The organism is Thiocystis violacea, assembly GCF_016583565.1.
Taxonomy (GTDB): domain Bacteria; phylum Pseudomonadota; class Gammaproteobacteria; order Chromatiales; family Chromatiaceae; genus Thiorhodococcus; species Thiorhodococcus violaceus_A.
In genome coordinates this window covers 1-4268 of record NZ_NRRF01000143.1, presented here as the reverse complement: position 1 = coordinate 4268, position 4268 = coordinate 1, and the positions used below count along the sequence as shown (strand labels likewise).

Here is a 4268-nt window from a genome sequence, read left to right as displayed (position 1 = left end):
GAGCGCGGCTTTCGCTTCCTTAAGGACCCGATGTTCATGGCCGCGACGCGCTTCCTCAAGAAGCCCGAGCGCATCATGGCCCTGATGATGGTCATGACCCTGTGCCTGTTGGTCTACGCCGCCTTGGAGCAGCGCATCCGAGAGACCCTCAAGGCCGAGCAGGAGAGCGTCCCCGATCAGACCGGCAAGCCCACCGCGCGTCCCACGGCGCGCTGGGTGTTCCAATTTTTCAAAGGCATCCATGTGCTGGTCGTTGAGCACGTCGAGCAGATCGTGCTGCACGTCGAGCAACACCACAGCGTCTTACTGCAGCTGCTCGGGCCGCGCTATGTGGCGATATATTCTGCAAGCGGCTGACGGGGTGCGGAATGACGGTTCCGGGTGTGCAGCTTCAGTTTTTCCATGATTCCTGTCTTTTCTGGTTGTCCCAGGCGATCTGGTCAGACGCTGGCGGGCGTCAGCCAGTTTTCGATCATGACGCCGGGGTATCTGGCGAAGTCTTTCGTATTGTTCGTGACGAGCGTGACGTTGAGCGACTGCGCATGGGCTGCAATCAGCTTGTCGAGCGCATCTTGTCGGCTATCGCGCGTTGCCAGCCGGATCGACGCATAAGCGCGGCCCGCCGGCGCATCGAATGGCGCAACCGGGATGTCTTGAATCAGACTTTCCAGATGACCGCGTTCCTGTTGCGGATTCACCGCGACCGCAACGCCATACTCCAGCTCGGCGAAGGTGATCGCGGACATCACGACATCGCCGACAGCACATTGAGCAAAGCGTTGGGCAACGATCTCGGGCTGATGCTTGATCAGGTAGATACACATATTGGTATCGAGCATGTAGCGCGGTATCACAGACAATCCCGATCGTCCTGTTCCTGCTCGCCGCGACCGTTCGCCATGAAGTCAGGGGAGAATTGAGCAAACTTGTTCAACACGCCCGCCAACGACCGGCGCGCGGGGCGAATGCGCAGTTCGTCGCCGTGTCGTTCGATCTCCAGCTCAACATCCGTCCGCTCAAAAGCCAGGTCAGCGGGGATCCGCACGGCTTGCGAATTGCCATTTTTGAACGCTCTGGTGGTGTGCATGGGCAGCTCCGGATCAAGGATGTACAGCGTATGTACTTTAACGTAGCAGGCCGCAAACGCAAGGTCTTTCAGTCAGCTCTCGCTGAGCGGTCGGTGGAGGTGTTGCAAATATTCTTGGCTCTTTATGGATTCCGGACAGCTGGACCTTTAGGCAGCCCAAGAGTCGGCCGGATACGTCCGCACTTAGGCCGCACTTCAATGACCCGGACGGCGATGCGAGCGCGCAGAAGCTGCTCTACGTTGTGGGCTCGCGCGCCAGAAAGAATTTGCACCTGTTCTCGGAGAGAGGCCGTAAAAGGGGCCGAGGAGTATACGAGCCAACGGAAAGGCTAACGGCCTGCGACTTTGACTACGACGAGGTATGAAACGCGAGCCCGGATGGAGTAACCATCTTTTTAATCATGCGGAGGATGCCGCTAAAACCGGACTAAACCGAAAAGGTTTTGTCATAGGGTTTTGCCCCAGGGCAATCGCATCACCATATTAGCGGATACTATTAGACAATCCAGGCGACTGCCCGGATGATCCAGCCCCTTTGAATATGGGGAGATCTCCACGGTGTGCGACTTGCGTGTAGAGCGATCGATCGGGCGTCATTTTGCCGCGCTGCACGACCCGCGCAGCCCGACCCAAAGCCGCCACAACCTGATCGAGATGATCATCATCGCCATCGCCGCGACCCTCGGTGGTGCCGACGGCTGGGTGGGCGTTGAGACGTTCGCCACGGGCAAGGAGGCCTGGCTGCGCACTTTTCTGCAACTGCGCCATGGGATTCCCTCGCACGACTGCTTCGGGCGTGTGTTTGCGCTGATCAATCCCGAGCAGTTCGCCGCCTGCTTTCGCCAGTGGAGCGCGTCGGTGGCCGAGCTCATTCCACGGACGCCAAGTCGAATGAGATCACGGCGATTCCGCGTCTGCTGCAGTGGCTGAAACTGGAGGGCTGCATCGTCACCATCGACGCCATGGGCTGCCAGACCAAGATTGCCGAGCAGATCATCGCGCAGGGCGGTGACGACGTCCTCGCCCTCAAAGGCAACCAGGAAACGCTGGCCGGCGAAGTCGAGGAGGCTTTCATCAACGCCGACGCGAGCGACTATGCCGGCCTCGACTCGGAGTCCCTCGAAACCGTCGAGCGCGGGCATGGTCGTCTCGAAACCCGTCGCTATCGCACCCTGGGCGATCTCTCCGGGGTTGCGCGCAGTGCCCTCTGGGAGGCCATGAACATGATCGGCATGGTCGAATCGCGTCGCGAAGTCGCCGGCAAGGTCTCGATCGAAACCCGTTACTTCATCGGCAGCATCGGCACCAGTGCCGCGCGCTTTGCCCACGCGACGCGCGGACACTGGGGCATCGAAAACGGGCTGCACTGGAACCTCGACATCTCCTTTCGTGAGGATGAGTGCCGCGTCCGCGATCCGGTGGCGCGCGAGAATCTCGCCGTCCTGCGTCACCTCGCCCTCTCACGCCTCAAGAATGACGACACCAAACTCGGTCTCCAGAACAAGCGCTTGAAAGCGGCATCCGACGAGGACGACCTGACGAAATTGTTCTTCGAGCCGCCCAAAAGCATCAGAGGACGCTAATATTAGAAGAGCTTGATGCGATTGCCCTGGGTTTTGCCCCTCCAGAAGCCTGATTTACCGTCCGGCTTTAAGTCGTGATAGAAACGACCTTTTTTGCCGCTTGTGGTCAGCGCGGGATGTTATCGACCAGTTCGATCTTTAAGCGCTTGCCAACGATGGCCGCAGCGCGGTTGAGCGTGTCAAGCTGCACCTTGTCGTTGTCGGGATCGAGCAGGCGGTCCAACTGCGAGCGACTGGTTTGCATCCGCTTAGCCATTTCCACCTTGTTCAGATGCTGGCTCTCCATGGCTTGCTGGAGCTGCCATGCCAGCACCCGTTTGGCGGCGATCTGACGGGCTTCCTCAAGATGGCCCTCCTCCTCGAGAAATTCTTCCAGGCTAGAGCCGATATTCTTTTCTTCAATCATCTTTCTCCCCTTTCATCCGGTTGACGGCAACGCTCAATTCGCGGTCCGGCGTTTTCTGCGTCTTCTTGATGAAGGCGTGTAGCAGGACCATCCGGCCCCCGGCCACGCAGAACAGGATGCGCGCGATCCGTCCCGATGAGAGATTGCTGCGTACTTCCCAAAGACCCTTGTGAGACCGGATCGCTCTGCAGAGCGGCATTCCCACCGGCCAGCCGAATTCCAGGGTCTGAAGATCGTTTCCGACGATCCTGCGGTCGTTTGGCTCTAGCTCCTTGAGCCATTCCCTTACCGGTTCCCTGCCGAGGTCCGTTCGGTAGAACGCGACTGGAATCCTCTTTTGCTCGTCCGTCATCAAATGTACCTCTCATAGTACAATGTACCTTGAAAAGTACGTACTTGGCAACAAAAAAGGGCTCTGATCGTTCTCGCGGCGGTATTCCAGACATGATGTCCAGTCTTCAAGATCAGGGTGCGGCTTATGTCTCCCGAGCGTTTCCACCAGGGCTGTGAAGGTCACAAAAAGTGAACGCAACGACTCCTGCCGGTCGCCACGCCCTCGACGCAGCTGAATCGCCCGAGCAGCGCGAGTCGCGCGTCTTCGGTACAATCGCGCCCTTTTGTAACCAGCGGGCTGTTGACGATGTTGCTGAATCCACTGCTTGAGCGCTTTGCCGAGCATTTCCCCATCCCAACCATGGCGCGCGCGGTGTTGGAGCGCAGCTTCCATCCGGACCAGCTCAACGCCTGGTTTGAGCAGACGGCGCAAAGCCAGTACACCCGTCATCTGTTGTTCTCGACGCTGTTCGATCTGATGATGCAGGTGGTCACCCGCCAGCAACCGTCGATCCATGCGGCCTATCAAGGAGCGCGCGAGGACATCCCCGTCACGCGCAAAGCGGTGTACGACAAGCTCAATGGACTGGAGCCGGAGATCTCGGCCGCGCTGGTGGGCTATAGCGCCGAGCAGGCGGGTCGGGTGATCACCTCGCTCGAGGCCACCCGCACGCCGTTGCTGCGCGATTATCGCGTCAAGATCCTCGATGGCAATGCGCTGGGCGGACGCGACCGACTATCTGGTCGAACGTGGTGCGCACTACCTCTTCACCGCCAAGGATAACCAACCGACGCTGGCCGCCGATATCCGCCTGCACTTCGCCGACCGCGGCGAGCCGGATTTTCGTGAACCATTCTC

Annotated in this window: 7 protein-coding genes and 1 pseudogene; 4 read left to right on the top strand and 4 right to left on the bottom strand. The window is 59.2% G+C overall.

Annotated elements, in window-relative coordinates; genetic code table 11:
• Positions 1-357: pseudogene (locus CKO23_RS23890) on the top strand (IS1634 family transposase); the annotation flags it as partial.
• An 83-nt stretch (positions 358-440) separates the two neighbouring features.
• On the opposite strand, the gene CKO23_RS23885 reads toward CKO23_RS23890, so the two are convergent.
• Entirely contained in the window at positions 441-839 is a 399-nt protein-coding gene (locus CKO23_RS23885; RefSeq protein ID WP_207168682.1) for a type II toxin-antitoxin system VapC family toxin, read from the bottom strand.
• A gap of 11 nt (positions 840-850) precedes the next feature.
• On the bottom strand, positions 851-1087 hold the full coding sequence (locus CKO23_RS23880) for an antitoxin (protein ID WP_200335883.1): 237 nt from the start codon (positions 1085-1087) through the stop codon (positions 851-853).
• A gap of 558 nt (positions 1088-1645) precedes the next feature.
• On the opposite strand from CKO23_RS23880, the gene CKO23_RS26465 reads away from it, so the two are divergent.
• Entirely contained in the window at positions 1646-2017 is a 372-nt protein-coding gene (locus CKO23_RS26465; protein ID WP_346014679.1) for an ISAs1 family transposase, read from the top strand.
• Complete coding sequence (locus CKO23_RS23875) at positions 1933-2670, top strand: ISAs1 family transposase (RefSeq protein WP_346014678.1); 738 nt, start codon at positions 1933-1935, stop codon at positions 2668-2670. The genes CKO23_RS26465 and CKO23_RS23875 overlap by 85 nt, the downstream gene beginning before the upstream one ends.
• Positions 2671-2776: 106 nt before the next feature.
• Here CKO23_RS23875 and CKO23_RS23870 read toward each other — a convergent pair whose 3' ends face one another.
• Positions 2777-3076: an XRE family transcriptional regulator gene (locus tag CKO23_RS23870; RefSeq protein WP_200335878.1), complete on the bottom strand. Its 300-nt coding sequence runs from the start codon at positions 3074-3076 to the stop codon at positions 2777-2779.
• Complete coding sequence (locus CKO23_RS23865) at positions 3069-3428, bottom strand: type II toxin-antitoxin system RelE/ParE family toxin (RefSeq protein ID WP_200335876.1); 360 nt, start codon at positions 3426-3428, stop codon at positions 3069-3071. The genes CKO23_RS23870 and CKO23_RS23865 overlap by 8 nt, the downstream gene beginning before the upstream one ends.
• A gap of 342 nt (positions 3429-3770) precedes the next feature.
• Between CKO23_RS23865 and CKO23_RS23860 the strand changes: the two genes are divergently transcribed.
• Positions 3771-4193: a hypothetical protein gene (locus tag CKO23_RS23860; RefSeq protein WP_207168681.1), complete on the top strand. Its 423-nt coding sequence runs from the start codon at positions 3771-3773 to the stop codon at positions 4191-4193.
• Positions 4194-4268 lie beyond the last annotated feature (75 nt).